The organism is Planococcus sp. CAU13, from assembly GCF_000775575.1.
Lineage (GTDB): Bacteria > Bacillota > Bacilli > Bacillales_A > Planococcaceae > Planococcus.
Map to the genome: position 1 here is coordinate 1 of NZ_JRGN01000190.1, position 2,358 is coordinate 2,358.

The 2,358-nt window shown below is 47.9% G+C and carries 3 protein-coding genes; 2 read left to right on the plus strand and 1 reads right to left on the minus strand.

The window, feature by feature from the left end:
• Positions 1–46 precede the first annotated feature (46 nt).
• Complete coding sequence (gene prli42, locus KW93_RS17290; RefSeq protein ID WP_152602437.1) at positions 47–142, minus strand: stressosome-associated protein Prli42; 96 nt, start codon at positions 140–142, stop codon at positions 47–49.
• Positions 143–308: 166 nt separating this feature from the next.
• On the opposite strand from prli42, the gene mce reads away from it, so the two are divergent.
• Both mce and KW93_RS08135 read left to right on the plus strand, forming a co-directional pair.
• Positions 309–707, plus strand: coding sequence for a methylmalonyl-CoA epimerase (gene mce, locus KW93_RS08130; protein ID WP_033542499.1), 399 nt, complete (start codon positions 309–311; stop codon positions 705–707).
• Positions 708–722: 15 nt separating this feature from the next.
• Entirely contained in the window at positions 723–2,264 is a 1,542-nt protein-coding gene (locus tag KW93_RS08135; RefSeq protein WP_033542500.1) for an acyl-CoA carboxylase subunit beta, read from the plus strand.
• The last annotated feature ends 94 nt before the right edge of the window (positions 2,265–2,358 follow it).

Here is a 2,358-nt window from a genome sequence, read left to right on the forward strand (position 1 = left end):
CGAAGCTGTTTTGCGCAATATCGATTACTTGCAAATTTTCCTTCTATTAGATTACAAAGCTGAGTCCCATCATTAAAGTGGATACCAGCATGATTGCGACCATCGCGTAGACGATGAACTTGCGGAATGTTTGATTTCTCATTTATTTCGAATCTCCTTTATGTGCATTTGAACTTGTACGTAGAATAACATAATTCTCTGTAATTTTGAAGAGGCAAGTGCCGGCCGCCAAAAATTTGACAACAGCTAGAGTTTTTGGCTCTGAATCGGTACAATAAGGAAGAAGCAGAAAAAAGGTGGGATAAATGATGAAGAAAGTTGATCATATTGGCATCGCCGTCAGAAGCCTGAATGACGTTATTCCTTATTACACGGATACACTGGGCTGTCCTTTACTCAAAATTGAGGAAGTTGAATCTGAACGTGTGCGGGTGGCATTCATCGATGCGGGCAATATCAAATTGGAGCTGCTGGAACCGATGGACGACAGCAGCGCCATCTTCAAATTTCTCGAGAAAAAAGGCGAAGGCATCCATCACATCGCGTTCGGAGTGGAAGATATCGGGCAGCGCATGGAAGAATTGCGTGAAAAAGGTGTGCGTCTCCTGAACGAACAGCCGAAAAGCGGGGCTGGGGGAGCTCTTGTTGCCTTTATGCATCCGAAATCTTCGAACGGTGTGCTGTATGAATTGTGCCAGAAACAGTAGATAAGGGGTGGGATTATGGATATCTATGAACGCATCAATGAATTATACGACCGCAAAAGAAAGATTGAACTTGGCGGAGGAGAAGAACGAATCGATAAACAGCACGAAAAGGGGAAATTGACTGCAAGGGAACGAATCGATCTGCTGGTTGATGAAGGATCTTTTGTCGAGCTGAGCCCTTTTGTTGAACATCGCACCGTGGATTTCGGCATGGCGGAAGGTCCGGGTGAAGGTGTTGTTACCGGCTACGGCAAAGTCAATGGCCGTCCGATTTATCTGTTTTCACAGGACTTTACTGTATTCGGCGGTGCCCTCGGTGAAATGCATGCCAAGAAAATTGCGAATGTTATGGATATGGCCGCGAAAAACGGCGCTCCGTTCATCGGATTGAATGATTCAGGCGGTGCACGCATCCAGGAAGGCGTTTTATCTCTCGATGGCTACGGCCAGATTTTCTACCGCAATTCAATCTATTCAGGAGTTATTCCTCAAATTTCAGTGATATTGGGTCCATCTGCGGGCGGTGCCGTTTATTCACCGGCGATCACCGATTTCGTTTTCATGGTCGACAAAACAAGTCAGATGTTCATCACCGGTCCAAAAGTGATTAAAACGGTGACCGGCGAAAAAATTTCTTCCGAAGACCTTGGAGGTTCACGCGTACATACTGCCATCAGCGGCAATGCCCATTTCCGTTCTCATTCAGAAGAAGAAGTACTGAAAATGGTACGCCAGCTGATTGCATTTTTACCGCAGAATAATAAGGAAATGCCACCGCGTCTTGAAATGGACAATGAAGACGATTACCGTCCGGATCTCGCGGATGTGGTGCCGTTCGAGGCCATTCGTCCATACGATGTGCGAAAAGTGGTCGAGCAGGTTGTCGATAAAGAAAGTTTCATGGAAGTGCAGCCCGAATTCGCCAGAAATATCGTTATAGGTCTCGCGCGCATCAAAGGTGAAACAGTCGGACTTGTCTGCAACCAGCCGAAAGTGATGGCCGGTGGACTCGATATCGACAGCTCCGACAAAGCGGCGCGTTTCATCCGTTTCTGCGATTCATTCAATATTCCGCTGATCACGTTTGAAGATGTCACAGGATTCTTCCCGGGCATCAAACAGGAACACGGCGGCATCATTCGCCACGGCGCGAAAATCCTCTACGCCTATTCAGAAGCGACAGTGCCAAAAATGACCGTCATTTTACGGAAAGCCTACGGCGGAGCCTATGTTGCCTTGAATTCAAAATCTATCGGAGCGGATCTGGTCTATTCCTGGCCCAATGCCGAAATCGCGGTAATGGGGCCGCAGGGAGCGGCGAACATCATCTTTGCACGTGAAATTGCGGCAAGCGATGATCCGGAAGCGACACGCGCTGCGAAAATCGAAGAGTACCGGGTGAAATTTGCGAATCCATATGTGGCCGCTGCACGCGGAATGGTGGATGATGTAATCGACCCGCGCGAAACCCGCATCAAATTGATCCAGGCGCTCGAAATGATGCGCCATAAAAAAGATGCAAGACCGGCCAAAAAACATGGCAATATGCCGTTATAAATAGAAAAGCGACAGTGCCCGTTAAGATCTGACAGGCATAAGACGGATCAGCGAAGTGGCGGTCTTTGCCACGCAGCTGAGCTGGCTTATGACC

Excerpts from the sequence above, each read along its gene's own strand:
- prli42 (WP_152602437.1), bottom strand. The coding sequence starts at position 142 with ATGAGAAATCAAACATTCCGCAAGTTCATCGTCTACGCGATGGTCGCA.
- KW93_RS08135 (WP_033542500.1), top strand. The coding sequence starts at position 723 with ATGGATATCTATGAACGCATCAATGAATTATACGACCGCAAAAGAAAG.
- mce (WP_033542499.1), top strand. The coding sequence starts at position 309 with ATGAAGAAAGTTGATCATATTGGCATCGCCGTCAGAAGCCTGAATGAC.